A 24009-nucleotide genomic window follows, 5' to 3' on the forward strand; every position below is an offset into this window, starting at 1 on the left:
GGGGATGACGCGCGCCGGGGCGGCTCAGACAGGCGGATCCGCGGCCTCCTCGCTCCGGTCGACGAGGATCACCGCCACGTCGTCCGCCAGGCGGCTCTCGGTGTGGCGGAGCAATGCCTGGCGCAGGCCCTCCAGGAAGGCCTGCCTGGTGTGGTCGCGCAGGGTCAGCATGGCCCCGGGCAGGTCGAAGAAGGTGCTGTCCCGGTCGCGGGCCTCGATGACGCCGTCGGTGTGCAGCAGCAGCCGGTCCCCCGGTACGAACGGATAGCTGTCCGGACGCCCCGGAGGGCCGCTGATGAACTCCTCCAGCCCGAGCGGCGGCATGGGGACGCCGGGCATCAGGGAGCGGACCGTTCCGTCGTGCAGCAGGAGCGGCGGCGGATGACCGCGGTTGATCACCTCGATGTGGGGGCCGTCCGGGATCTGGGCCACCAGGGCGGTGACGAACCCCTCCAGCAGGATGTCGTCGCCGTCGGCCAGTCCCGCCACGACGGCGTCGCGCCGCAGGGCCGCTCCGCAGTGGTTGATGACCTCCACCAGGTCGGCCTCGTAGTGCACGGACTCCCGGAACGCACCCAGCACGACCGCGGCGGCCCGTACGGCGGGCAGTCCCTTGCCCCGGACGTCCCCGACGATCATCCGGACCCCGTACCGCGTCTGGACCACTTCGTACAGATCGCCGCCGATCTGCGCGCCCTTCTCGGCCGCCAGGTACATGCTCGCGGCCCGTACGGAGCCCAGCCGGTCCGGCACGGGCCGCAGGATGACGTCCTGGGCGGCCGTGGCGATCCGGCGGACCTGGTTGAGCTCGCTCTCCCGGCGCGTGCGCGCGGCGCGGCTCGTCATGAAGCTCGCGACCGAGACCAGGAACAGGGCGAGGAAGTTCGTGTAGACCTGCTGGCCGCCCCAGGCCTGGTTGTAGGTGGCCGTGGTCACGCTGACGCCGACGGCCACCCCCACCGCCGCGAGCGTTCCCCTGGGCCCCATCGTCACCGCCGCCAGGGCGGGCGTCGCGACCAGCAGGGGGCCGGTGTACAGGACGTGGGCGGGCGTGAACTCGATGAGGAGCACCAGCAGGGCGATCGCGAAGGGCACGCACTCTGCAAGGGTGAAAAGGACCTGGTGGTGACCGCCTGCTCCCGGTCCCGGGGGCGAGCGCACGGGCGCTCTCATGAGTACAGCCTGCCTCGCGCGGACACCAGGCCGCCACTCCGGTCCGCCCGCCGAGCCCGCCGAGCCCCGCCGAGCCCGGGGAGGGAGGTCACGGACGGGCATCCGTACCGGCCCACCGGTCCGTGATCAGCGCGGCCTGTTCCAGCAGCGCCGACACCAGCTCCTGGGCGCTGCGGGCCGCCGTCGAGTGCAGTACGACGACGCTGATCTCCCGGGTCAGCTCCGGCCCGGCCAGGGGGCGTACGACCAGGTCGGCGCGGGGAGCGCCGAGGGCGAGGCGCGGGACGAGGGCCACGCCCGTACCGGCGGCCACCAGGCCCTGGACGACCGCGTAGTCGTCGGTGCGCATGGCGTGAACGGGTTCGAACCCCTGCTGCGCGCAGGCCCAGGCCAGCACCCGGTCGCAGGGGTCGTGGGGGTCCGCGGCGCCCACCCACGCGGTGTCGCGCAGCGCGGTGAGGGGGACCCGGTCCAGGGCCGCGCACGGGTGGTCCTGCGGCATGACGAGGAGGAGCGGGTCGGCCAGCAGGGGGTGCAGTTCGAACGCGTCGTCCAGGTCGAGCCGGTCGCCGGGCTGGGAGAAGACGAGGGCGGCCTGGAGCTCCCGGGCGCGCAGCCTGCGCAGGAGCAGGGGAAGTTCGCCCTCGGTCAGGGAGATGTGCACGCCCTGCTGGTGGAGCCGCTTGACGGCGGGTGCCAGCAGCAGGGCGCCGGCGGTGGGGAAGGTGCCGATGTGGAGGGTGCGGGCGCCGCGCTCCGCGAGGTCGCGCACCTCCAGCTCGGCGTACCGCAGGCGCTCCAGCACGGCCTCGGCGTGCGGCAGCAGGGCCTCGCCGAGCTCGGTGAGCGCGGCGCCCCGCGGTCCCCGGTGGACCAGACGGGCGCCGAAGTGGTTCTCCAGGGCGGCCAGGTGGTGGGTGACGGTGGGCTGGCTGTAGTGCAGCGCGCGGGCGGCGCCGGCGAGCGAGCCCTCCTGGGCGATGGACCGGAGCACCTGGAGATGACGTACCTCAAGCATATAGACAGAGTATGGAGGGATACATAAAAGTCCACCATTCCTCAATAACCGGCCAGGTGTCACGCTCCCGGGGTGAACATGCGAACCACCCCTCCTCCCGGCCGCTCCCCCGCACCCGGCCAGGCCCGTGCCCCGTACGCCGAGGCCCTCCTGGCCCATGCGGGACGGGACTGGCTGCGGTTGAACGTCCCCGGCCACGCCGCCTCCCCGGGCTCGGACCTCGCGGACTTGTTCGGCCCCGGGGTCACGGCCCTCGACTTCCCGCCGCTGCTCGACGGCATCGACCTCGGCTCCGGCACCCCGCTGGACGAGGCCCTGGACCTGGCCGCCGATGCCTGGGGCGCGCGGCGCACCTGGTTCCTGACCAACGGCGCCTCCCAGGGCAACCAGATCGCCTCCATGGTCACCCCGGCCCTGGGACGCACCCTGGTCGTGCAGCGCAGCGTGCACTCCAGCGTCGTCGACGGTCTGGTGCTGTCCGGCCTGGACGCCGTCTTCGTGCGGCCGTCCGTCGACCCCGTCCAGGGCATCGCCCACGGAGTGAGCGCCGAGGACGTGGCGCAGGCGCTCGCCCGCACTCCGGACGCCGCGGCCGTGTACATCGTCTCCCCCAGCTATTTCGGTGCGGTGGCCGACGTACGCGCCGTCGCGGACGCGGCCCACGCCGCCGGGGTGCCCCTGATCGTCGACGAGGCGTGGGGCTCGCACTTCGGCTTCCACCCCGCCCTGCCCTCCGGCGCCCTCGCCCTCGGCGCGGACCTGGTCACCTCCAGCACGCACAAGCTCGCGGGGAGCCTGACCCAGTCGGCGATGCTGCACCTGGGCCACGGGCCCTTCGCGGACCGGCTCGAACCGCTGGTGGACCGGGCCTTCCGGCTCGTGCAGTCCACCAGCGCGAGCGCCCTGCTGACCGCCTCGCTGGACATCGCCCGCCGGGCCCTCGTCACGGGCACCGACCGGATCACGGGCTCGGTGGAGGCCGCGGACAAGGTGCGGGGCGTCGTGCGCGCGCTGGGCCGGTACGGGGTGGTCAGCGACGGGTTCCACGCGTTCCCCGACATCGTCGCGGCCGATCCGCTGCGCATCGCGATCGACACCCGGGCCGGCGGCATCACGGGGCACGAAGCCAGGCGCCTGCTCTTCCGTGACCACCAGATCATGGTCGAGGTCGCCACCGACTCGGCGGTCGTGGCCGTGATCGGCGCCGGGGCGGTGCCCGACACCGACCGCTTCATCGAGGCCCTGCACTGCCTGCCGTCGCCCCTGGCCGGCTCCGCCGCCGACGGGCCGGCGCCGCTCGCCCTGCCGCGGCCGGGCCCCGCACGGCTCACGGCCCGCGAGGCGTTCCTCAGCCCGACCGTCGTGGTGCCCGCGCAGGAGGCGGTCGGCGCGGTCAGCGCCGACACCCTGGCCGCGTACCCGCCGGGCATCCCCAACGTGCTGCCCGGCGAGGTCATCACCGCCGAGACCGTCGCGTTCCTGCGGCGCACCGCCGCCGCGCCGGGCGGCCACGTCCGCGGGGCCCTGGACCCCGCCGTCTCGCACCTGCGCGTCGTCGCCCCCTGACGGCCGGGCCCTGCCCGGACCTGCTCGCACCATCCCGGCCGAGCCGGCTCCCCCCGTATCCCTGTATTCAGCCCATGGAGCAGCCACCATGACCGTGCGCACACCTGCCCTCCTGCGCCGTAGCCTCGCGGCCCTCACCGCGCTCGCCGCGATCTCCACCGTCTCCGCGTGCGGTGACCAGACCAAGGACGACCGGACCGCGCTCCCGTCGGCCTCCGCGGGGACCGGGGCCCCGCTGCACGACCGGCTGCAAGAAGGTCGTCGTCCAGCGCGCCACCGCAGCGCACGACCTCGCCACGGCGGAGTCCGCCAAGTGCCCCGGCGGCAGACCGATCACCGTCGAGGCCTACGACAACGACCTGGAGGCCCAGACCCGCCTGCGCAGCGGCGGCGCGGACGCGGGCTGTTCGGACTTCCCCGTCGCCGCCTACGCCGTCAAGACCTCCGGCGGCGGCCAGGACTTCCAGCTCGTCGGCGCGCAGACGGGAGCCGCTCCGTACGGCATCGCGGTCGCCAAGGACCGGACGCAGATACGCGACGCGCTCGCCGCCGCCCTGGACGCCGTCATCGCCAACGGCCGGTACGCGCAGATCGTCGCCGAGTGGGGCGTCCAGGACGGCGCCGTCACCAAGGCGACCGTCAACGGCGGTTCCTGATGCCGGAACAGACCGATGCGATCAAGGCGGTCCCCGTCCGCCACCCCGGGCGCTGGCTCTGCGCCGTGCTGGTCCTGGGCGCGCTGGCCTTCCTCGTCCGCGCGTTCGCCCGCGGCCGGGTCGACTGGACCGCCGTTCCCTCCTACTTCTTCGACGACCTGATCCTGCGCGGCGTCGGCAACACGCTGCTGCTGACGGTGGCCGCCATGCTCCTCGGCGTCGTCCTGGGGCTGGTCCTGGCCGTGATGCGGATGTCCAGCAACCCGGTGACCAACGCCGTGGCCTGGGGCTACGTCTGGTTCTTCCGCGGCACCCCCGTCTACGTCCAGCTGCTCGTCTGGTTCAATCTCGGCCTCGTCTTCCAGTACATCGACCTGGGCCCGCTCTACCGCGACCAGTGGTCGGACTTCATGACCCCCTTCCTCGCCGCGCTGCTGGGCCTCGGCCTCAACGAGGCCGCCTACATGGCGGAGATCTGCCGGGCCGGTCTGCAGGCGGTCGACGAGGGCCAGACCGAGGCCGCGCACGCGCTCGGCATGAGCCGGGGCAAGACCCTGCGCAGGATCGTCGTCCCGCAGGCGATGCGGGTGGTCGTACCGCCCACGGGCAACGAGGTGATCAACATGCTCAAGACCACCTCGCTGGTCGTCGCCGTCCAGTACGACGAGCTGCTGCGGTCCGCGCAGAACGTCGCACAGACCTCGGGAGCCACTGCGGAGATGCTCTTCCTCGCCGCCGGCTGGTACCTCGTCCTGACGACCGTCTTCAGCACGGGCCAGTACTACCTGGAGCGGTACTACGCCCGCGGTTCGCTGCGCAGTCTGCCGCCGACCCCCTGGCAGAAGATCAGCTCCACCGTCCTCTCCTTCCGCCGTACGGAGGTGACCAAGTGACCGCCCAGCCGATGGTCAAGGCAGAAGGCGTCCACAAGTCGTACGGCGCCGCCCACATCCTCCGCGGCATCGACCTGGAGGTCGCCCCGCGTGAGGTCTTCTGCCTGGTCGGCCCGTCCGGCTCCGGCAAGTCGACCTTCCTGCGGTGCATCAACCACCTGGAGCGCGAGGTCGGCGACAACCTCGTCTTCATGGACGGCGGCGTCGTCGTCGAATCGGGCAACCCCCGAGACGTCCTCGGCGACCCCCAGCACGACCGCACCAAGGCATTCCTGTCCAAGGTGCTCTGACCCGCAGCACACACCGGCACACGCCCGGCAGACAGGCGCTCGCCAGACGCCCGAGGGGCGGTACGGCCACCCGTACCGCCCCTCACACGTCGGACCGTGCCGGGCTGTCGTCGAGGAAGCCGCCCGACTGGTGCTGCCACAGCTTCGCGTAGGCGCCCTGGGAGGCGAGGAGTTCATGGTGCGTGCCCTGCTCGACGATCCGTCCGCGGTCGAGGACGACGAGCCTGTCCATGTGGGCGACCGTGCTCAGCCGGTGCGCCACCACCAGTGCGGTGCGGCCCTCCATGAGGCGCCACAGCGCCTCCTGCACCAGGATCTCGCTCTCGGAGTCCAGGGCGCTGGTCGCCTCGTCGAGCAGGAGGATCGGGGCGTCGCGCAGGATCGCCCGGGCGAGCGCGACCCGCTGGCGCTGCCCGCCCGAGAGCTTGACGCCGCGCTCGCCGACCATCGTGTCGAGGCCGCAGGGCAGGGCGTCCGCGAACTCCGTGACGTGCGCCGCCTCGGCCGCGCGCCGGATCTCGGCGTCGGTGGCGTCCGGCCGGGCGAACGCGATGTTCTCGCGCAGGGTGCGGTGGAACATCGCCGGGTCCTGCGGCACGTACGCCATCAGCGAGCGCAGGTCCCGCTGGCGCAGCCGGCTGATGTCCCGGCCGCCGATCATGATCCGGCCCGCGTCCACGTCCGTCATCCGCAGCAGCAGCCGCGTGAGCGTGGTCTTGCCGCCGCCGGACCGCCCGACGAACCCGATCTTCGCCCCGCCGGGGACGGCCAGGTCCAGCCCCTCGAAGAGCGGGCCGGAGCCCGCGTGGGCGAAGGTGACCTGCTCGAAGCGGATGTCGGCGGCCTCGGCCGGAGGCGGCTCGGGCGACTCCGGGTCGATGACGGTCGGGGGCTTGAGCAGCAGCTCGGTGAACTGCGCGGCCTCCGTCATCGAGCTCTCCAGGCGACGGTAGATCTGGTTGAACTCGAACATGATCCGCGTGGCGTTGGAGTAGTAGGTGAAGGCGACCACGACCGCTTCCACCCCGTGCCCGTTCCCGGCGATCGTGACGGCGAGCAGCAGACCCAGTGCGTTGGTCAGCACGGACATCGGTGCGACCACGGTGTCGATGCGCAGGTTGCCGTAGTCCCAGGAGCGCAGCATGAGCCCGCGCGACTCGGCCACCCGGGAGCGGTGCTCGGCGGCCTCGCGCTCCTCCGCGGCGAAGGCGCGGACCGTGTCCATGTTCATGAGGCTGTCGGCGACGTGTCCCGACACCCGGGCGATGGCCTCCTCGCGCCGGTCCACCAGTGCCTGGCGGCGCCGGATGAGGGGCAGCACGCACACCGCCGTCACGGCGATCATGGCCAGGAGCGCCACGACGAGCAGCGGTTCGTAGTGCCAGAGCACGACCGACCCGAACAGCAGCGGCACGAACCTGCCGACGACGGAGAAGGTCAGCGTGTCGACGAACTCCTCGAAGCGGGAGGCGAAGCTCAGGACCCGCTTGGTCAGCGATCCGGCGAAGTTGTCGTGGAAGAAGGCGGTGTCCTTCGCGAACAGCTCGTCCATGCCGATCACGTAGAGGTGCTCGATGCCGAGGGCGTCGACGCGGTTCAGGCAGTGCAGGCCGATGCGCCACAGGGCTTCCGAGAGCAGCAGGACACCGGCGAAGACGAGGACGTAGGGGAGCATCGAGGCGAAGGTGGGAGCGGTGTCGTCGGCGATGCTGCCGACGAGCTTGGCGACGACCAGCGGGGCCACGTAGTTGACGCCGATGTTGCCCAGGGCCGGCAGCAGCATCGTGGGCGCCGTCAGCCACTTCAGCCGCGCCAGCTCCCGTCCGTAGTAGCGGAGTGCAAGGACAACCGGACTCTGTCCGGGCGGAACCCCTCGTGCAGCAGTCGATCCCATCGCAACCCTGTGGTGTCGTGGGCGGACGCGGAACCCGAAGTGTCCCGCGAGCGCGCCCGCGACGTCCAAGCGTTTTCCGTGTGGGCGACGCCCCGCACGGATGAACGATGTCCCCTACTGCCAGTCGTCCCAGGGCGGGTCGGTGTCGTCGTGGTCGGCGGGCGGCTCGTCGTCGAACGGCGCGTCCGGGTGCTCCTCCTGGCGGCCCGCCGCGCGGTCCGGACCTGCGGAGGCGACCGGGGCGGAGCCGGCGGCGGCGGTGCCGGCGGCCGCACCGCCGGCGGCGGTCTCCGCCAGGGTGTCGAGGACGCCCTGGGCGTACTTGGTCAGCTTGGCCTCGCCCACACCGCCGATGGTGCCGAGCTCCTCCACCGTGCCGGGCAGCCGCGTGGCGATCTCCCGGAGCGTCGCGTCGTGGAAGACCACGTAGGCCGGTACGCCCTGTTCGCGGGCCGTCGCGGCCCGCCAGGCGCGCAGGGCCAGGAAGACCGGTTCGGCCTCGGCGGGCAGGTCGACGGGTACGCGGGCGCCCTTCCCCGAGCGGGAACCGGACTCCTTGCGGGAGGGGGCGGCGGGCGCCTTCTCCTTGCGCATCTGGACGGTCCGGCGGCCTCCGAGCACCTCGCCGCTGTCCTCCGTCAGCACGAGCGTCCCGTAGTCGCCCTCCACCGCGAGGAGTCCCTGCGCCAGCAGCTGGCGTACGACCCCCCGCCACTCCGCGGTGCTCAGGTCCGCGCCGACACCGAACACCGAGAGGCCGTCGTGGTCGAACTGGATGACCTTGGCCGTCTTCTTGCCCTGCAGGATGTCGATGATCTGGCCCGCGCCGAACTTCTGGCGGCGCTCCTTCGCGAGCCGCCACACGGTGGACAGCAGTTTCTGCGCCGCGACCGTCCCGTCCCAGGACTCGGCCGGGGTCAGACACGTGTCGCAGTTCCCGCAGGGTTCGCCGGACTGCCCGAAGTAGGCCAGCAGCCGTGTCCGGCGGCAGCTGACCGTCTCGCACAGGGCGAGCATGGCGTCCAGGTGCATGCCCAGGGACCGTCGGTGGGACTCGTCGCCCTCCGATCCGTCGATCAGCTTGCGCTGCTGGACCACGTCCTGCAGGCCGTAGGCCAGCCACGCGGTGGCCGGCTCCCCGTCACGGCCGGCGCGGCCGGTCTCCTGGTAGTAGCCCTCGACCGACTTCGGCAGATCGAGGTGGGCCACGAAGCGCACGTCGGGCTTGTCGATGCCCATGCCGAAGGCGATCGTGGCGACCACCACGACCCCGTCGTCCCGCAGGAAGCGGGCCTGGTTCGCCGCCCGCGCCCGGGCGTCCATCCCCGCGTGGTACGCGACGGCGTCGATGCCCTGCTCGGCCAGGAAGGCCGCGGTCTTCTCCACCGAGGCCCGGGAGAGGCAGTAGACGACTCCGGCGTCCCCGTCGTGCTCGGTCCGGATCAGCTCCAGCAGCTGCTTGAGCGGGTTGTTCTTCGCGACGATGCGGTACTGGATGTTCGGCCGGTCGAAGCTGGCGACGAAGTGCCGGGCCTCCTGCAGACCGAGCCGCGCCACGATCTCGGCGTGCGTGGCCTCGGTGGCCGTCGCGGTCAGCGCGATCCGCGGCACCTTCGGCCAGCGCTCGTGCAGCATGGACAGCGCGAGGTAGTCGGGCCGGAAGTCGTGGCCCCACTGGGCGACGCAGTGTGCCTCGTCGATCGCGAAGAGCGACACCTTGCCCCGGTCGAGCAGCCGCTGCGTGGCCTCGCTGCGCAGCCGCTCGGGGGCCAGGTAGAGCAGGTCCAGCTCGTCGGCGAGGAAGGCCTGCTCGACGGCCTGGCGCTCGTACGGGTCCTGCGTCGAATTGAGGAACCCGGCCCGCACCCCGAGGGCGGTGAGCGCGTTCACCTGGTCCTGCATCAGCGCGATGAGCGGCGAGATCACCACGCCCGTGCCTTCTCTGACGAGCGCCGGGATCTGGTAGCAGAGCGACTTGCCACCGCCGGTCGGCATCAGCACGAGGGCGTCGCCGCCGCCGACGACCTGCTCGATGATCTCCTGCTGCTCGCCGCGGAAGGAGCTGTATCCGAAGACGCGGTGCAGTACCTGCAGGGAATCGGAGACGGTCTCGGGGGAAGCGTCGGAAAGGGCCATCCACGAAGCGTAACGGCCCCCGCCCACACCCCCCGCCCGGTCGCCCGGACCTGTGGACAACCGTCGGCCGGTGCCAGGAGCCACCCCGGTGCCCCACCGGGGCCGGGGGGAGCGTGCGGCGTACGCTGAGGGCTCCGTGGCGCGGTGCGCGCAGGCGATACGAGGAAGGCAGATCGTGCGAACTCCCCTCTCCTGGCTTGCCGGCAGGTACTCGCTCGAAGCGAGGAGCGTCCGGCTGGCCGCCCTGGTCTCGGTCCTGGCGGGCATCGCGATCATCCTGACCGGCGGGATCGTCCGCGTCACCGGATCGGGGCTCGGCTGCACGGACTGGCCGATGTGTACGGGAGAGACCCTGGCCCCCACCGCGGAAATGGGGATGCACGGGGCGATCGAATTCGGCAACAGGCTCCTCACCGGAGTGCTGTGCGCGGTCGTCGGGTGGGTGATCATCGCCGCGCGCCTCCAGAGGGAGCCCGCACCGAAGGTGCTGCGGGGTGCCTGGGCGCAGTTCTGGATCGTCGTGCTGAACGCCGTCGTAGGCGGCGTCACCGTGTGGATGCGGCTGAGCCCGTACATCGTCGCCGCGCATTTCATCGCCGCCACGCTGCTGCTCACCGCAGCCGTGTACACCTGGCACGCGGCGTACGCCGGCACCGGTGACGGGGCGGCCGCGCAGGAACCGGCCGGCGCCCGGCCGTCCGCACGCTGCCGGTCGCTGTCGGCCGCGCTGGTCGCGGTGACGGCCGCTCTGGTCGTCGTCGGAACGCTCGCCACGGGTACGGGGCCGCACGCGGGCGACTCCTCGGACGTGGAGCGCATGCCCTTCAACTGGACGGCCGTGACCGTCGTCCACGGCGTGCTGGCCGCGTCGGTGCTGGTCCTGTCCTGGTGGCTGCGGACCGCACTGCCCCGGGAGGGCGAGGCGCGCCGCAAGACGACGGTCTTCCTCGCCGTGGTCCTGGCCCAGGGCGGGGTGGGGCTGGTGCAGTCGCTGACGGGCCTGCCGTCGCTCGCCGTCGTCCTGCACCTGCTGGGGTCGGCGCTCGTGTGGGTCGGAGTGCTCCAGGTCCACCTCACCGTCAGGGGGCGGCATTCCGGGCCCGTGGACGCGGCCGGCGGCGCTCCGCTGTCCGGCCCGCTGAGCGAGCCGGCGCGCACCTGACCGTAGTATCAACTGGTCATCGCCGCGACGGGAGACAGGAAGCCGGTGCGATTCCGGCACGGTCCCGCCACTGTGACCGGGGAGTGCACCCTTCCGCACGGCACTGCGCACACCGCGCAGCGAAGGCCGGGGGGTACGTCGATCCGGGAGTCAGGACACTGGCCTGTCGCGGGCCCGTTCCGAGGAGCGCGGACTCCCCAGGAGGCTTCATCTTGTACCCCCGCACGCCCAGCGGCCAGGCCGGCACCCCCGGCACGCCGCCCCCTTCCCCTGCCCGCCGCTGCGTACGCCTCGCGGCGGCGGCCGCTGCCGTCGTCCTGTCGGCGACCCTGCTCACCGGCTGCGGCGGCTCCCGGGACGCGGACGGATCACCGGCTCCCACCGCGGCGGCAGCCGCCGGTTTCCCGGTGACCGTCGAGAACTGCGGCACGAGCACGACGTACGACCGGCCGCCCGCCAAGGCGGTCACCATCCACCAGCACCCCGCCGAACTGATGCTGGCCCTCGGCCTGAAGGACCGGATGGTCGGCACCGCCTTCCCCGACTCGGCCGTACTCCCCTCCCTCCAGAAGGACTTCGCGGCGATCCCGCAACTCTCCGAGAAGGAACCGTCGTTCGAACGCATCCTGGAGGCGGAGCCGGACTTCGTCTACGGCGGCTACGGCAGCGCGTTCGCCGAGAACGAGGGGCGCTCCCGCAAGGCGTTCGCCGACGCGGGCATCAACACCTACCTCAACCGCGAGTACTGCGGGAAGGACCAGGTGTCGATGCAGGACACCTACGACGAGATCCGCACGATCGGTTCCGTCTTCGGCGTGCCCCAGAAGGCGGACGAGCTGGTGGCCGACCTCCAGGGGCGCGTCGCCAAGACCACCGAGGCCGTGAAGGGCGTCACCCCCGTACCCGTGTTCGTGTACGACAGCGGGGACAAGTCGGCGTTCACCGCGGGCGGCAAGAGCCTGGGCAGCGAGATCATCTCGCTGGCCGGCGGCACCAACGTCTTCGACGACCTCGACAAGGTCTTCGGGGACGTCTCGTGGGAGCAGGTCGTGGCCCGCAAGCCGGAGGTCATCGCGATCTACGACTACGCGGGTGAGGCGGGCGTCGAGCAGAAGAAGGAGTTCCTGCTCGCGCAGCCGGCCCTCGCCGACGTGCCCGCGGTGAAGAACAAGCGGTTCGTGGTGCTGCCGTTGACCGCGACCCTGGTCGGTGTCCGTCCGCCCTACGCGGTCGAGGACCTGGCCCGCGGGCTGCACCCCGAGCGCTTCCGGTGACGCCCCCGGCGAAGGCCGGACCCGCCGCCGCATCCGCGGCACCCGCATCCGTACCCGTGTCCGCCCCCGCCGCGTCTGCGTCGCGGGGGCGGCGCCGCGGCGGCTTCGCGCTGACCCTGGCCGTGCTCGGGGTGCTGCTCCTGGTCTCCATGACCGCGGGCATGGCGATCGGTTCGGTGCGGGTGCCGCCCGGGGAGGTGTGGGGCATCGTGGTGCACGCGCTCGGCCTCGACGGGGCCGAGCCCACCTGGTCCCGGGCCCGCGAGACGATCGTGCTGGACGTCCGGGCGCCCCGGGTACTGCTGGGTGCGGTCGCGGGCGCGGGGCTCGCGGTGGTGGGCGCGGCCCTGCAGGCCCTGGTGCGCAATCCGCTCGCCGAGCCCTACCTCCTGGGAGTGTCCTCGGGGGCCTCGCTCGGAGCCGTCGCGGTGATCGTCTTCGGGGTGAACCTGTTCGGCGCGGTGTCGCTGTCGGCGGCGGCCTTCGCCGGCGCCCTGCTCACGCTGCTGCTCGTGTACACGACGGCCCGGTCCGGCGGCCGCGTCACCTCGGTGCGCCTGGTGCTGTCGGGCGTGGCGTTCGCCTCGCTCCTCACCGCGCTCATGGACCTGCTGCTGCTCACCGGGAACAAGGGCAACGAGGCCCGGGCGGTCCTCGCCTGGACCCTCGGCGGTCTCGGCGGCGTCCAGTGGGACACCCTGTGGCTGCCCGGCGGGGCGCTCACGCTGGGCATCGGCGTCCTGCTGGTCCAGGCCCGTTCGCTGAACCTGCTGCTGACGGGTGAGGAGGCGGCGACCACGATGGGCCTGGACGTGGGCCGCTTCCGGGGCCGGATGTTCGTCCTGCTGTCGCTGGTCACCGGGGTCCTGGTGGCGGCGACCGGGCCGATCGGCTTCGTGGGGCTGATGCTGCCGCACATCGTGCGCCTGTTCGTCGGGGGCGACCACCGCAGGGTGCTGCCGGCGGCCGCGCTCGGCGGAGCCACCTTCCTGATCTGGGCCGACATCGCGGCCCGTACGGTCGCCGCGCCCATGGAGATCCCCGTGGGCGTGCTCACCGCGCTGTGCGGGGGGCCGTTCTTCCTGTGGCTGATGCGCCGGGACGCCCGGCGCAGGACCGACCGAGGAGTGGCATGACCGCGACCGAACTGTCCTTGGAGGGCATCACCCTCACCGCGGGCGGCCGCCGGCTCGTACGGGACGTGTCGCTGACCGCCCGCCCCGGCGAGGTGATCGGCCTCGTCGGCCCCAACGGCAGCGGCAAGTCCAGTCTGCTGCGCGCCGTCTACCGGGTCCTGCGGCCCGCCGCAGGATCCGTCCGGGTGGACGGGGCCGACGCCTGGGCGATGCCGGTCCGGCGGCTGGCGCGCACCCTGGCCGCGGTGGTGCAGGAGCCGGGTGCGGACTTCGACCTGTCGGTGCGCGAGGTGGTCGCGATGGGCCGCACCCCGCACAAGCGGCTGCTCGACGGCGACACCGCCGAGGACGCCGCGCTCATCGCGGACGCACTGGAGTCGGTGGACGCGGCCGGGCTGGCCGGCCGGTCCTTCGACCAGCTCTCCGGGGGCGAGCGCCAACGCGTGCTGATCGCCCGCGCCCTGGCCCAGCAGCCCGCGCTGCTGGTGCTCGACGAGCCGACCAACCACCTCGACATCCGGCACCAGTTGGACGTCCTGGCCATCCTGCGCCGACTGCCCGCCACCGTCCTCGTCGCCCTCCACGACCTCAACCTCGCCGCCTCCTACTGCGACCGTCTGTACGTGCTGCGCGACGGGGAGGTCACCGCTACGGGCACGCCCTCCGAGGTCCTCACCCCACACCTGCTGGCCGAGGTGTACGGGGTGACGGCCGAGGTCGCCGTCCACCCGCGCACGGGAGCACCCCAGGTGACCTTCCTCCCCGACGAACTCCCCCGCCGGGCCCCGGCCGTGGAAAACCCCTGGCGGACGGGAGCGGCGCAGCCGTAGTCTCCGCGGTGATGAAGACCGATTCCGTTCACAGATCGGAGGTCCCGTCCGCGCAAGGTGAGTGCTGATGCCCACCGAGAACGCGACGGGGACCTCCCGCCTTTCCTTCTGGCCGCGCGTACGCGAGTTCGCCGTGCCCGCTTCCCTGATCGAGACCGCGACCGCCCGCCGCAACGCCGGCGACTGGGCCGGGGCGTGCGCCGCCGCGGGCTTCGACCTCGATCTCAGCCCACGGACCGTGGCACGTACCCACGGCCACGAACTCGCCGCGCTCCTGCGGGCCGACCTGCGCCACCTCGCCCCCGACCTGCTGCGCTGGCACATGCCGCGGGTCGCGCCCGACGGCCTGCTGCGCCCCGGGCTGACCGTCTCCCTCGCCGTGTACGACACCGCGGGGCGTGACGGCGTGCCTCCGGTGCACCTCGTGGCCCGGACCGCGCCGGCATGGGCGGACGCTGGCCAGCGGATCAGCCTCGCGCTGTGGGACGGGTCCCGTTCCGGGGCGGCCGCCCGCCGCCATCCGCACCCGCATCCCGACCGGCGGTTCCGCCTCGACCTGCACCGCCACCTGTGGGACGCGCGCAGGGCCGGTGAGCTGCGGGTCCGCTCCGGGGCCGGCCTGCCGCCCGGGCCGGACCCCGACGAGCGCTGGGCCGTCGGCCGCTGGGCGGCGGAGGCACGGCTGCTCCTGCGGGCCGAGGGCGGCGGCGCCGACACCGTCGCCGTACGCCTGGGCACCCGGGACAGGCTGCTGCTGGAGCCGGGCCCGGACGGGGACGGCCTCCACGCGGACGGCCCGCACGGGGACGGCGCCGCCGGGCCGCCCGCCGTCCGGGCCGAGGCGGTCTCCGCGCAGGCCTGCGACCCCGCGCTGCCGGTCCTGCCGGACGCCGCGACCTGGCTGTTGCCCGACCTGCGGCTGCTGCGCGCCGGTGCGATCGAAGCGGACGCGCTGCACCCGCTGGTGGCGGCGGCCCTGGTGCCGGGCCACGCGCCGGCCCCGCCGTCCCGCGGCACCGGCCCGGACCCGGGCGCGGACCCGGCCGAGCGGCCGCGCCTCGTGGACTGCCGGGGCGAGCTGCACCGGATCGCCCTGGTCGACGGGGTGCTCGCCCCGCTGGACCACGACCCGGAGGAACTCCGCCGCGAGGAACTGCTCGTCGCCCTGACCGGCACTCCCCTGCCCTGCCTCCAGGCCATCGACGTGGCGCACCGCCGCCCGGACTGCATCACCGCCGTGCGCGAACGCCTGCGGCACGGTGACGTCCGCGGCGCCCTGGCCGTCGTCGAGGGCCTGCTGGGCCCCGACGCGGTGCTGCGCGACGGCGTGCTGCGCGACGAACTGGAGGCGGCCGCGCGGCAGCGGATCACGCACGGCCTGTTCCGGGCCGGCCTGACCGGCCCGGCGCCCGCCTGGTTCCTGCCCGATGAACGCCGTGCCCCGCACCGCCGTCGGCGTTCGCGCCACGCCGCCGACCGCTGAACCCGCGGGACTGCACCCCCGCACCCCTTGCCGTACCCGTCACGAACCCCTGAGGTGATCACTCATGCCCGTACGCACCCCGCCCGCCCCCGCCGCACAGCTCGACGTCGCCGACGCCCTGATCGGCCTGCTGCGCGAGACCACCACCGAACCGCGGCCCGACATCCAACTGGATGCGCTGGCCCTGGCCGTGGCCGCCGACCTGCCCGTCCTCCTGTGGGGCGAGCCGGGCATCGGCAAGACGGCCGCCCTCACCCAGCTCGCGGACTCCCTCGACCTGCCGCTGACCACCGTCATCGCCAGCGTCCACGAACCCTCCGACTTCTCGGGCCTGCCCGTGATCGGGGACGACCCGGCGGAGCAGGGCGTCCCGATGGCCCCGCCGGACTGGGCGGTGCGCCTGGTCCGGGCCGGCCGCGGACTGCTCTTCCTGGACGAGCTGTCCACCGCGCCGCCGGCCGTCCAGGCGGCCCTGCTGCGCCTCGTACTGGAGCGGCGGATCGGTTCCCTCCAACTGCCGCCCGGCGTCCGCATCGTGGCCGCCGCCAACCCGCGGGCCTCGGCGGCCGACGGCTGGGAACTGAGCCCGCCGCTGGCCAACCGGTTCGTCCACCTCCAGTGGGTCCACGACCACGAGGTCGTCGTCCGCGGTCTCGGCGGGACCTGGCCGCGGACGACGCTGCCCCGCCTCGACCCGCAGGCGCTGGCCCCGGCCGTGGCCTTCGCCCGGCGCGCCGTCTGCGGGCTCCTCGGCGCCCGCCCCGCGCTCGTGCACCGGCTGCCCGGCGGCGAGGCGCGGCGCGGCGGGCCGTGGCCCTCGCCCCGCAGCTGGGACATGACCCTGCGGCTGGTCGCCTTCGCCACCGCGGCCGGCTCCGCCCGCGACGTCCTGTCGCTGCTGGTCAGGGGGACCGTGGGGGACGGTCCGGGGCTGGAGCTGCTGGCGAGCCTGGACCGGCTGGACCTCCCGGACCCCGAGACGCTCCTCGCCGATCCGGCCGGGGCCGTCCTGCCCGAACGCGGTGACCTGCGGCAGGCGGTGCTCGACGGGGTGGTGGCGGCGGTCCGCGAGCGCCCGGAGAAGTCCCGCTGGGACGCGGCGTGGGCGCTCCTGGTCCGGGCGCTGGAGACCGGGGCCCCCGATCTGGTGGTCGTCCCCGCGACCACGCTCGCCGCGCTGCGCCGGGAGGAGTGGGACGTCCCCGCGTCGATCGAACGGCTGGCGGGGGCGGTCTCCCTGTCCCGCCGGGCGGACCGGGTGGCGGCCCGGAGCGAGGCCCGCGCCGCCGCACGGGCCGTCACGGCGGGCCGGTGAGCGGCACTGCGCCGGGGGCGCTGGACCTGGACAAGCTCTACGCCGCCCGGCTGCACGCCGTACGGGCCCGGCCCTATCTGGCGACCGCGCTGTTCGCCCTGCACACCGTGGAGTCGAAGGCCGTGCCGACGATGGCGGTCGACCGGCACTGGCGTTGCTACGTCTCGCCCTCCTTCGTGGCGCTGACTCCGGTGGAGGACCTGGCCGGGGTGTGGGTGCACGAGGTGTCGCACCTGCTGCGCGACCACCACGGACGCAGTGACCGCTTCGCGCGCGCCCACGGGCTCACCGGCCGGGCGGAGCGGCTGCGGATGAACATCGCCGCGGACTGCGAGATCAACGACGACGTGTTCGGCGACGGGCTCGTCACTCCCGGGGGCGCCGTCCAGCCCTCGTCGCTGGGGCTGCCGTCCGGGGAGCTGATGGAGGACTACCTGCGCCAGTTCCGGCTGGGCTCCCGCACGGAGGACCTCGCCTGGCTGGACTGCGGCAGCGGCGCCGACGGGCTGGAGCGGGAGTGGGAGCTGGGCCCGGGGGGTGCGCACGGGCTCAGCGAACAGGAACGGGACGCGGTCCGCTTCCGGGTGGCGCAGGGCATCACCGGCCGCCCGGGAACCGCCTCGGCTGGCTGGCGGCGGTGGGCGCAGGAGGCCTTCCATCCGCCGCAGCCGTGGCGGGACCTGCTGGGGGCCGCACTCCGCTCGGCGGTGTCCGGCTCCGGCGCGGGCGACGACTACACGTACGGGCGGCCGTCGCGGCGCTCGGCGGGTGTGCCCGGGGCCGTCCTGCCCAGCCTGCGGCGCAGACCGCCGCGGGTCTGCGTGGTCGTCGACACCTCGGGTTCGGTCAGCGACGCGGAACTGGGCAGCGCGCTGCACGAGGTCACCGCGATCTCCCGGGCGGTGGGCGGCCGGCGCGACCTGGTCACCGTCATCTCGTGCGACGCGTCGGCCCAAGCCGTGCACCAGCTGTGCAGCGCCGAGGGGATCGCTCTGGTCGGCGGCGGGGGTACGGACCTGCGCACCGGGTTCGCCCGGGCGCTCGGCGCGCGGCCCCGGCCGGACGTGGTCGTGGTGCTGACGGACGGCCAGACCCCCTGGCCCGACCGGTGTCCGCCGTGCCGCACCGTGGTGGGCCTGTTCCCGCGGCCCTCGGCAGGTCGGTGGACGGACGACGAAGACGACGAGTACGTGCCCGACCGGCCGCCCGAGTGGGCCCGCGTGGTCGAGATCGGCTGAGGCCCGGCGGGCCTGCCGCGCGCGGTCACATGCCGGGGACGTCGTAGCCCGGGTCGGGGTGCTGGCGCGGGTTCCACCACTCGGTGAGCCCCCACGCCCCGAGGGCCAGCGCGGCCAGGGCCGCGAGGACCGCGGTCCAGGGACGGCTCGCCCCCCTGGTGGTGAGCGTCCAGACGGACAGCGGGACCAGCACCCCGCCGAGCACGATCAGCGGCAGGTCGACGTAGACCACGCTCAGGTCGCGGGCGTGGCCCTCGAATCCGCCGTCGATGCTGAAGGCGGCCCGCGGCAGCCACACGGTCACCGCGACCACCGCACCGAGGCCGGCCAGCAACCGCCCCATCGTTGTTGTGTTCATGCCCTGGACGGACGCGGCGGTGCGGTACGCGGTTCCGCCGGGCCGCGCTACCTGACGGCCCCGCCGTTGGAGGGCGGGTACCCGGGCCTGGCCGGTGCCGAGGGCCGTACGGGGGCGGGCCGGGGCAGCGGCGGCAGGGCGGGCTCGTACAACCAGGCCGCGAGCAGCTCGTCCAGCGGTTCGGCCGTGTAGCGCGCCGCATGGGCGGTGAACCCCGCCGTGGTCACGACGCCGTGGCGGTGCAGGGTGGCCCAGTCGCGCAGCATGCGGAAGAAGGCGACGTCCCCCAGGGCGCAGCGCACCGCGTGCACCACGAGCCCCCCGCGCTGGTAGAGCCGGTCGTCGAACATCAGCTTGCGGCCCGGGTCGGCGAGCCTCAGGTCCTGGGCCTGCGAGGCCAGCAGCCGGTGCGCGGCGGCGGCCAGGTCCTGGGCGCTGCGGCCGCCGGAGCGCTCCGACCAGAGCCACTCCGCGTACTTGGCGAAGCCCTCGTTCAGCCAGATGTGGCGCCAGTCGGCGATGGTCACGCTGTTGCCGAACCACTGGTGTGCGAGTTCGTGGGCGATGAGGCGCTCCGAGCCGCGCGCACCGTCGACGTGGTTGGCTCCGAAGAGGGACAGGCCCTGCGCCTCCACCGGGACGTCGAGTTCCTCGTCGGCGACGACCACCGCGTACTCGCCGAAGGGGTAGGGCCCGAAGAGCTCCTCGAACAGCTGCATCATCGCGGGCTGCCGGGCGAAGTCCAGGGAGAACTGCGACAGCAGGTGCGCCGGGACGTGGGCGCTCTGCGGGACGCCGCCGAGCCCGGGGTCCCCGAGGAGCACCATCTGGTAGGTGCCGATGGCCAGGCCGACCAGGTAGCTGGAGGTGGGCGCGGACTGCTCGTACACCCAGGTGGTGGTGCTGGCCCTGGTGGTACGGGTGAGCAGCCGGCCCCCGGCCACCACCGTGTAGGCGGAGGGCGTGTTGACGGAGATCTGGTACGAGGCCTTGTCGGCGGGCCGGTCGTTGCAGGGGTACCAGGAGGGCGCGCCGACGGGCTGGCTGGCGACCAGCGCGCCGTCGGTCAGTTCCTCCCAGCCGAGGCCTCCCCACGGGCTGCGCACGGGCTTGGGGTTGCCCGCCCAGTGCACCTCCACGGTGAAGGCGGATCCGGCGGGCAGCGGCTTGGCCGGCCGGATGCGGAGCTTGCCGCCCCGGTGGGCGTAGTGCGGGGCCCGGCCGTTCACCAGGACCCGGCCTATTCTGAAGTCCGCGAGGTTCAGGTGGAACTCGGCGAGCGGCGCCCGCCCCGCGATGGCGCTGAGCCGGGCGGTCCCGGCGAGCCGGTTGGGGCCGGGGCGGTATTCCAGAGCGAGTTCGTACCGGTGCACGCGGTAACGGTGGTCGCCGTTGGCCGGAAAGTACGGGTCCGATGCCGTTGTCTTCTGGCCGCTCACTGCCGCTTCCGCTCCCTGCACTGTGCTGTGGTGGTGCTGTGCCGTTCGGCGTGCCGGGCCGTGGCCCGTCCGGTCAGGACCGCCACGCCTCGATCGGGTTGCCCAGCCAGCGGGTGTCGGCGGGGACGGATTCCCCGGCCATCACGAGCGAGGCGGGACCCAGGGTGCTGCGGGCTCCGACCATGCTCCCCGGCAGGACGATGCCGCCCGGGCCCAGGGTGGCGCCCTCGCGGAGGACCACAGTATCCGTCCTCAAGATCCGATCGTGGAAGAGGTGGGTCTGCAACACACAGCCCCGGTTCACGCTGACCGCGTCGCCCAGTTCCACCAGGTCGGTCTCGGGCAGCCAGTAGCTCTCGCACCACACGCCCCGCCCGATCCGGGCCCCGAGCGCGCGCAGCCAGAGCGGCAGCAGCGGCGTACCGGGTACGGATCCGACCAGCCACGGAACGGCCAGGACCTCGACGAAGGTGTCGGCCAGCTCGTTGCGCCAGACGAAGCCGCTCCACAGCGGGTGCTCCCCCGTCCGGTGCCGGCCCACGAGCAGCCACTTCGCGGCCACGGAGACCGCGCAGGCGGCCAGGCCCGCGGCGAGCAGGACCACGCCGGAGAGCAGCGCGGCACCCCAGAGGTCCAGGGAGCCGGCCGTGGCGAGCGCGCAGAGCGCCGCCACGGTCAGGACGGCCAGCGCGGCCGAGCAGAAGACGGGGACGAGCCGGCACAGCTCCACCAGGCCGCGGGCCCACAGCAGGTGCGCGGGCGGGTCGTAGGTGCGGCTCTGGTCGGAGTCCGCGGCCGGGCGCGGCAGCCGGACCGGTGGCAGGCCCAGGTACGAGCTGCCCTTCTTGGCCTTCTTCGGGGTGGCGGACAGGACGCCGACCAGCCCGTCGTCGGGCACGCTGCGGCCCGGCGCGGTCATGCCGGAGTTCCCGAGGAACGCCCGGCGGCCGATCTCGGAGTGCCCGATCCGCATCCAGCCGCCGCCCAGTTCGTAGGGCGCGGTCAGGGTGTCGTCGGCGAGGAAGGCGCCCTCGCCCACGGTGGTGAGGCTCGGCAGGGCGAGGACGGTGGACACCTCCGCGCCCCGGCCGATCTTCATGCCGAGCAGCCGCAGCCACACCGGTGTGATCAGGGAGGCGTACAGCGGGAAGAGCGTCTCCCGGGACAGGTCCATCAGCTGGGTGACGGTCCAGGCCTGCCAGCCGGTCCTGCTGTGCGTCGGATGGTTGCCGCTGCGCAGTCCCAGGCTCAGCAGGCGTACGCAGACCAGCAGGAGCAGGGCGTACGCGAGCCCGAAGGCGAGCGCCCCCGGGACGACGGCGAGCAGCGCACCGCGCAGCGCCTCGGCGAGCGTGGCGTCGGCGGGCACGAAGCGGCTGAGCACGAGCAGGGCGGGCACGGCGGCGAGGACGGGCAGCGCGGTGAGGCAGAAGCCGGCCGCCCCGTACATGGCCCGCCAGTGGACCGCGCGCGGCGGGCGCTCCTTGGGCCAGTTGCGCTTGGCCTTGCCGGTCTTCCCGGCGGGCGCTCCGGCCCAGCGCTGGCCGGTCGGGATCTGACCGGCCACGGCGGAGCCGGGGGCCACCTCGGCCCGCTTGCCGACCCGTGCGCCGGGGAAGAGCAGGCTGCGGGTGCCGACGACCGCTCCGGCGCCGACCCGGACCGGGCCGATCTCCAGCCGGTCCCCGTCCAGCCAGTACCCGGAGAGGTCCACCTCGGACTCCACGGCGCAGCCCCGGCCGAGCCTGAGCATGCCGGTGACGGGCGGCAGGGCGTGCAGGTCCACCTCGGGGCCGATCTTGGCGCCGAGGGCCCGGGCGTAGCGCTCCAGCCAGGAGCCGGTCAGGGAGGTCGCTCCGGAGAACTCGGCCAGCCGCTCGGCCGTCCAGAGCCTCAGGTGCACGCTGCCGCCGCGCGGGTGGCGTCCGGCCTGCACACCGCGCAGCAGCAGGCGGGCGCCGCCCGCGGCGATCGCGAGGCGGCCGGGCGGGCTGAAGAGGAGCGCCGCACCCGCGGCGACGAGCCACCACGAGGCGGTCGGCGCCCACGGGTGGGCCCCGTAGTGGTGCAGCACGTTGCCGAGGGCGAGCAGCGCCACGGTCCAGCGCAGGCCGACGAGGGTGAACAGCGGGACCAGCAGGAGGGTCTGGATGACCTTGGCCCGCAGCGGGACGGGCACGACGGTCCGGACCGCGCCGTCCTCCTGTACGGACTTCTCCAGGCGGCGGGCCAGTTTGCGCAGCGTGGGCTGCTGATAGATGTCGAGGACGGCCGCGCTGGGGTAGCGGGTGCGCAGCCGGGTGGTGAGCTGGGCGGCGGCGAGGCTGCTGCCGCCGATGGCGAAGAAGTCGTCGGCGGCGCCGGTGACGGCCACTCCGAGGGTCTCGGCCCACTGTTCGGCGAGCCAGGCCTCGGTGCCGTACAGCTGCTCGGCGGGGCCGGAGGTCTCCAGTTCGGGCAGGGGCCAGGGCAGGGCGTCGCGGTCGACCTTGCCGGAGGTACGGGTCGGCAGTTCGGCGACGGGTGCGAGCAGCGGTACGAGGGCCGCGGGCAGCTCGGCGCGCAGCCTCGTGACGGCCGCGGCGTGGTCCCAGCCCTCCTGGGTGACCAGGTAGCCGACGAGCAGTTGATTGCCGCTGCGGGCGGTGCGGACGGCGGCGGCCGCGCCGGCGACGCCGGGCAGGGCCTGGAGGGCGGAGTCGACCTCGCCGAGTTCGATCCGGCGGCCGCCGAGTTTGATCTGCTCGTCGCCACGGCCGAGGAAGACCAGGCCCTCCGGTTCGGCCCGGACGAGGTCGCCGCTGCGGTAGGCGCGCTGCCAGCCGAGGGACTCCAGGGGGGCGTACTTCTCGGCGTCCTTGTCCGGGTCGAGGTAGCGGGCCAGGCCGACGCCGCCGATCACGAGCTGGCCGCTGCCGCCCATGGGCACGGGTTCGCCGGACTCGTCGACGACGGCCAGCTCCCAGCCGTTCAGCGGGAGGCCGATCCGGATGGGTTCCTCGCCGGTCAGCAGCGCGGCGCAGGCGACGACGGTGGCTTCGGTGGGGCCGTAGGTGTTCCAGACCTCGCGCCCCTCGGTGACCAGGCGCTGGGTCAGTTCGGGCGGGCAGGCCTCGCCGCCGAAGATGAGCAGCCGGACCTCGTCGAGGGTCTCGGGCTCCCAGAGGGCGGCCAGGGTGGGCACGGTGGAGACCACGGTGATCTCCTGCTCCACCAGCCAGGGGCCGAGGTCGGCGCCGCTGCGGACCTGGGCGCGGGGCACGGGCACGAGGCAGGCACCGTAGCGCCAGGCCAGCCACATCTCCTCGCAGGAGGCGTCGAAGGCCACGGACAGTCCGGCCATGACCCGGTCGCCGGGGGCGATCGGTTCCTCGGCGAGGAACAGCGCCGCTTCGGCGTCCACGAACGCGGCGGCGCTGCGGTGGCTGACGGCGACGCCCTTGGGCTTGCCGGTGGAGCCGGAGGTGAAGATGATCCACGCGTCGTGCTCGGGGCCGGGGCGCGCGGCGCCCTGGCCGCCGTGGCCGGGGGCGGCGGTGACGTCGATGCGCGCTCCGGCGCCCAGTACCGCCCGGACCCCGGCCTCGCCGAAGACCAGCTCGGCCCGCTCGTCGGGGTCCTCGGCGTCGACCGGGACGTAGGCGGCGCCTGCGGCGAGGACGGCGAGGACGGACACGTACAGCTCGTTGGTCCCCGACGGGACGCGTACGCCGACCCGGTCGCCGAGGCCCACTCCGGCGGCGGCGAGGGCGCGCCGCCTGCGCTCCACTTCGGCGGCCAGCGCCCGGTAGGTCAGCCGGCCGGTGCCGTCGTCCAGGGCGAGCTCGTCGGGGTACGCCCGGACGGTGGCCTCGAAGACGTCGACGAGGGTGCGGGCGGGGGCAGCGGGACCGGCACGGAAGAGGGCGGATTTCCCGGACCCCTCGGGGGTGTCGGCCCCGTCGAGGAGAGTGGTCTCACCGTGCTCTGGTGTTGCTGCCATCAGCCCTCGCGTCTCGTTCCCGGTCGCGTCCGGTACGTCGGCGGGACCCGGGTCTGCCCGGATCGTTCCGGTCCGGCGCCGAACAACCTGTCAGTCTAGTGCGTCATCAAGAATTTTCTGCTTGAAGCCTTGCGTGTGGCCGGGAAGTACGCCCCGGTGTCGCGGC

16 protein-coding genes, 2 pseudogenes and 1 riboswitch are annotated in these 24009 nt (G+C 73.8%); of the genes and pseudogenes, 11 read left to right on the top strand and 7 right to left on the bottom strand.

All coding sequences use genetic code 11. From position 1 onward, the window contains the following. Nucleotides 1–24: 24 nt before the first annotated feature. A complete protein-coding gene (locus IO30_RS0111290; protein ID WP_031141862.1) occupies nucleotides 25–1173 on the bottom strand; it encodes a PP2C family protein-serine/threonine phosphatase in 1149 nt (382 codons plus the stop codon). Between the two features lie 88 nt (nucleotides 1174–1261). After that, the gene (locus IO30_RS0111295) at nucleotides 1262–2191 is read right to left on the bottom strand and encodes a LysR family transcriptional regulator (RefSeq protein WP_031141864.1); all 930 of its coding nucleotides are present in this window, start codon (nucleotides 2189–2191) and stop codon (nucleotides 1262–1264) included. Between the two features lie 78 nt (nucleotides 2192–2269). Between IO30_RS0111295 and IO30_RS0111300 the strand changes: the two genes are divergently transcribed. The 4 genes and pseudogenes from IO30_RS0111300 to IO30_RS0111315 form a co-directional block, all read left to right on the top strand. Further along, on the top strand, nucleotides 2270–3757 hold the full coding sequence (locus tag IO30_RS0111300) for an aminotransferase class I/II-fold pyridoxal phosphate-dependent enzyme (RefSeq protein WP_051902156.1): 1488 nt from the start codon (nucleotides 2270–2272) through the stop codon (nucleotides 3755–3757). A 251-nt stretch (nucleotides 3758–4008) separates the two neighbouring features. Further along, nucleotides 4009–4413 (top strand): annotated as a pseudogene (locus IO30_RS0111305) (transporter substrate-binding domain-containing protein); the annotation flags it as partial. Next, nucleotides 4413–5306, top strand: a complete 894-nt coding sequence (locus IO30_RS0111310; RefSeq protein WP_051902121.1) for an amino acid ABC transporter permease — start codon at nucleotides 4413–4415, stop codon at nucleotides 5304–5306. The pseudogene IO30_RS0111305 and the gene IO30_RS0111310, both read left to right, overlap by 1 nt. An 11-nt stretch (nucleotides 5307–5317) precedes the next feature. Next, a pseudogene (locus tag IO30_RS0111315) lies at nucleotides 5318–5515 on the top strand (ATP-binding cassette domain-containing protein); the annotation flags it as partial. A 163-nt stretch (nucleotides 5516–5678) separates the two neighbouring features. Here IO30_RS0111315 and IO30_RS0111320 read toward each other — a convergent pair. Both IO30_RS0111320 and recQ read right to left on the bottom strand, forming a co-directional pair. Next, nucleotides 5679–7490, bottom strand: coding sequence for an ABC transporter ATP-binding protein (locus IO30_RS0111320; protein ID WP_078904241.1), 1812 nt, complete (start codon nucleotides 7488–7490; stop codon nucleotides 5679–5681). A 114-nt stretch (nucleotides 7491–7604) separates the two neighbouring features. Next, nucleotides 7605–9626 (bottom strand): DNA helicase RecQ, encoded by a 2022-nt coding sequence (recQ, locus tag IO30_RS0111325; RefSeq protein ID WP_031141875.1) that lies wholly within the window; start codon nucleotides 9624–9626, stop codon nucleotides 7605–7607. 175 nt (nucleotides 9627–9801) lie between these two features. Here recQ and IO30_RS0111330 point away from each other — a divergent pair, with 175 nt between their 5' ends. The 7 genes from IO30_RS0111330 (at nucleotide 9802) to IO30_RS0111360 (ending at nucleotide 18064) form a co-directional block, all read left to right on the top strand. Continuing rightward, complete coding sequence (locus IO30_RS0111330; protein ID WP_234321836.1) at nucleotides 9802–10788, top strand: COX15/CtaA family protein; 987 nt, start codon at nucleotides 9802–9804, stop codon at nucleotides 10786–10788. Beyond that, nucleotides 10785–10969: riboswitch (cobalamin riboswitch) on the top strand. It overlaps the preceding gene by 4 nt. 31 nt (nucleotides 10970–11000) lie before the next feature. Next, nucleotides 11001–12062 (top strand): ABC transporter substrate-binding protein, encoded by a 1062-nt coding sequence (locus IO30_RS0111335; RefSeq protein ID WP_051902123.1) that lies wholly within the window; start codon nucleotides 11001–11003, stop codon nucleotides 12060–12062. 56 nt (nucleotides 12063–12118) lie between these two features. After that, the gene (locus IO30_RS0111340; RefSeq protein WP_031141880.1) at nucleotides 12119–13198 is read left to right on the top strand and encodes a FecCD family ABC transporter permease; all 1080 of its coding nucleotides are present in this window, start codon (nucleotides 12119–12121) and stop codon (nucleotides 13196–13198) included. Further along, complete coding sequence (locus tag IO30_RS0111345; protein ID WP_107065188.1) at nucleotides 13195–14028, top strand: ABC transporter ATP-binding protein; 834 nt, start codon at nucleotides 13195–13197, stop codon at nucleotides 14026–14028. The genes IO30_RS0111340 and IO30_RS0111345 overlap by 4 nt, the downstream gene beginning before the upstream one ends. A gap of 67 nt (nucleotides 14029–14095) precedes the next feature. After that, nucleotides 14096–15511, top strand: coding sequence for a hypothetical protein (locus IO30_RS0111350; protein WP_031141884.1), 1416 nt, complete (start codon nucleotides 14096–14098; stop codon nucleotides 15509–15511). Between the two features lie 64 nt (nucleotides 15512–15575). Continuing rightward, nucleotides 15576–16826, top strand: coding sequence for an AAA family ATPase (locus IO30_RS0111355; protein ID WP_031141886.1), 1251 nt, complete (start codon nucleotides 15576–15578; stop codon nucleotides 16824–16826). Continuing rightward, a complete protein-coding gene (locus IO30_RS0111360) occupies nucleotides 16823–18064 on the top strand; it encodes a vWA domain-containing protein (protein WP_031141888.1) in 1242 nt (413 codons plus the stop codon). Before IO30_RS0111355 ends, IO30_RS0111360 begins: the two co-directional genes overlap by 4 nt. Nucleotides 18065–18089: 25 nt before the next feature. Here IO30_RS0111360 and IO30_RS0111365 read toward each other — a convergent pair whose 3' ends face one another. The 3 genes from IO30_RS0111365 to IO30_RS0111375 all read right to left on the bottom strand — a co-directional run bounded on the left by IO30_RS0111365 (nucleotide 18090) and on the right by IO30_RS0111375 (nucleotide 23843). After that, nucleotides 18090–18422, bottom strand: a complete 333-nt coding sequence (locus tag IO30_RS0111365) for a hypothetical protein (protein WP_031141890.1) — start codon at nucleotides 18420–18422, stop codon at nucleotides 18090–18092. A gap of 47 nt (nucleotides 18423–18469) precedes the next feature. Further along, nucleotides 18470–19861, bottom strand: a complete 1392-nt coding sequence (locus tag IO30_RS0111370) for a M1 family metallopeptidase (protein WP_031141892.1) — start codon at nucleotides 19859–19861, stop codon at nucleotides 18470–18472. Nucleotides 19862–19934: 73 nt separating this feature from the next. After that, nucleotides 19935–23843 carry a Pls/PosA family non-ribosomal peptide synthetase gene (locus IO30_RS0111375; protein WP_031141894.1) on the bottom strand — a complete coding sequence of 1303 codons (3909 nt, stop codon included), beginning with the start codon at nucleotides 23841–23843 and terminating at the stop codon, nucleotides 19935–19937. Nucleotides 23844–24009: the final 166 nt, after the last annotated feature.

The organism is Streptomyces xanthophaeus, assembly GCF_000725805.1.
Taxonomy (GTDB): domain Bacteria; phylum Actinomycetota; class Actinomycetes; order Streptomycetales; family Streptomycetaceae; genus Streptomyces; species Streptomyces xanthophaeus.

Coding starts and splice junctions, on each gene's coding strand:
- IO30_RS0111290 (WP_031141862.1), bottom strand. CDS start 1,173: ATGAGAGCGCCCGTGCGCTCGCCCCCGGGACCGGGAGCAGGCGGTCAC.
- IO30_RS0111295 (WP_031141864.1), bottom strand. CDS start 2,191: ATGCTTGAGGTACGTCATCTCCAGGTGCTCCGGTCCATCGCCCAGGAG.
- IO30_RS0111300 (WP_051902156.1), top strand. CDS start 2,270: ATGCGAACCACCCCTCCTCCCGGCCGCTCCCCCGCACCCGGCCAGGCC.
- IO30_RS0111310 (WP_051902121.1), top strand. CDS start 4,413: ATGCCGGAACAGACCGATGCGATCAAGGCGGTCCCCGTCCGCCACCCC.
- IO30_RS0111320 (WP_078904241.1), bottom strand. CDS start 7,490: ATGGGATCGACTGCTGCACGAGGGGTTCCGCCCGGACAGAGTCCGGTT.
- recQ (WP_031141875.1), bottom strand. CDS start 9,626: ATGGCCCTTTCCGACGCTTCCCCCGAGACCGTCTCCGATTCCCTGCAG.
- IO30_RS0111345 (WP_107065188.1), top strand. CDS start 13,195: ATGACCGCGACCGAACTGTCCTTGGAGGGCATCACCCTCACCGCGGGC.
- IO30_RS0111350 (WP_031141884.1), top strand. CDS start 14,096: ATGCCCACCGAGAACGCGACGGGGACCTCCCGCCTTTCCTTCTGGCCG.
- IO30_RS0111355 (WP_031141886.1), top strand. CDS start 15,576: ATGCCCGTACGCACCCCGCCCGCCCCCGCCGCACAGCTCGACGTCGCC.
- IO30_RS0111365 (WP_031141890.1), bottom strand. CDS start 18,422: ATGAACACAACAACGATGGGGCGGTTGCTGGCCGGCCTCGGTGCGGTG.
- IO30_RS0111375 (WP_031141894.1), bottom strand. CDS start 23,843: ATGGCAGCAACACCAGAGCACGGTGAGACCACTCTCCTCGACGGGGCC.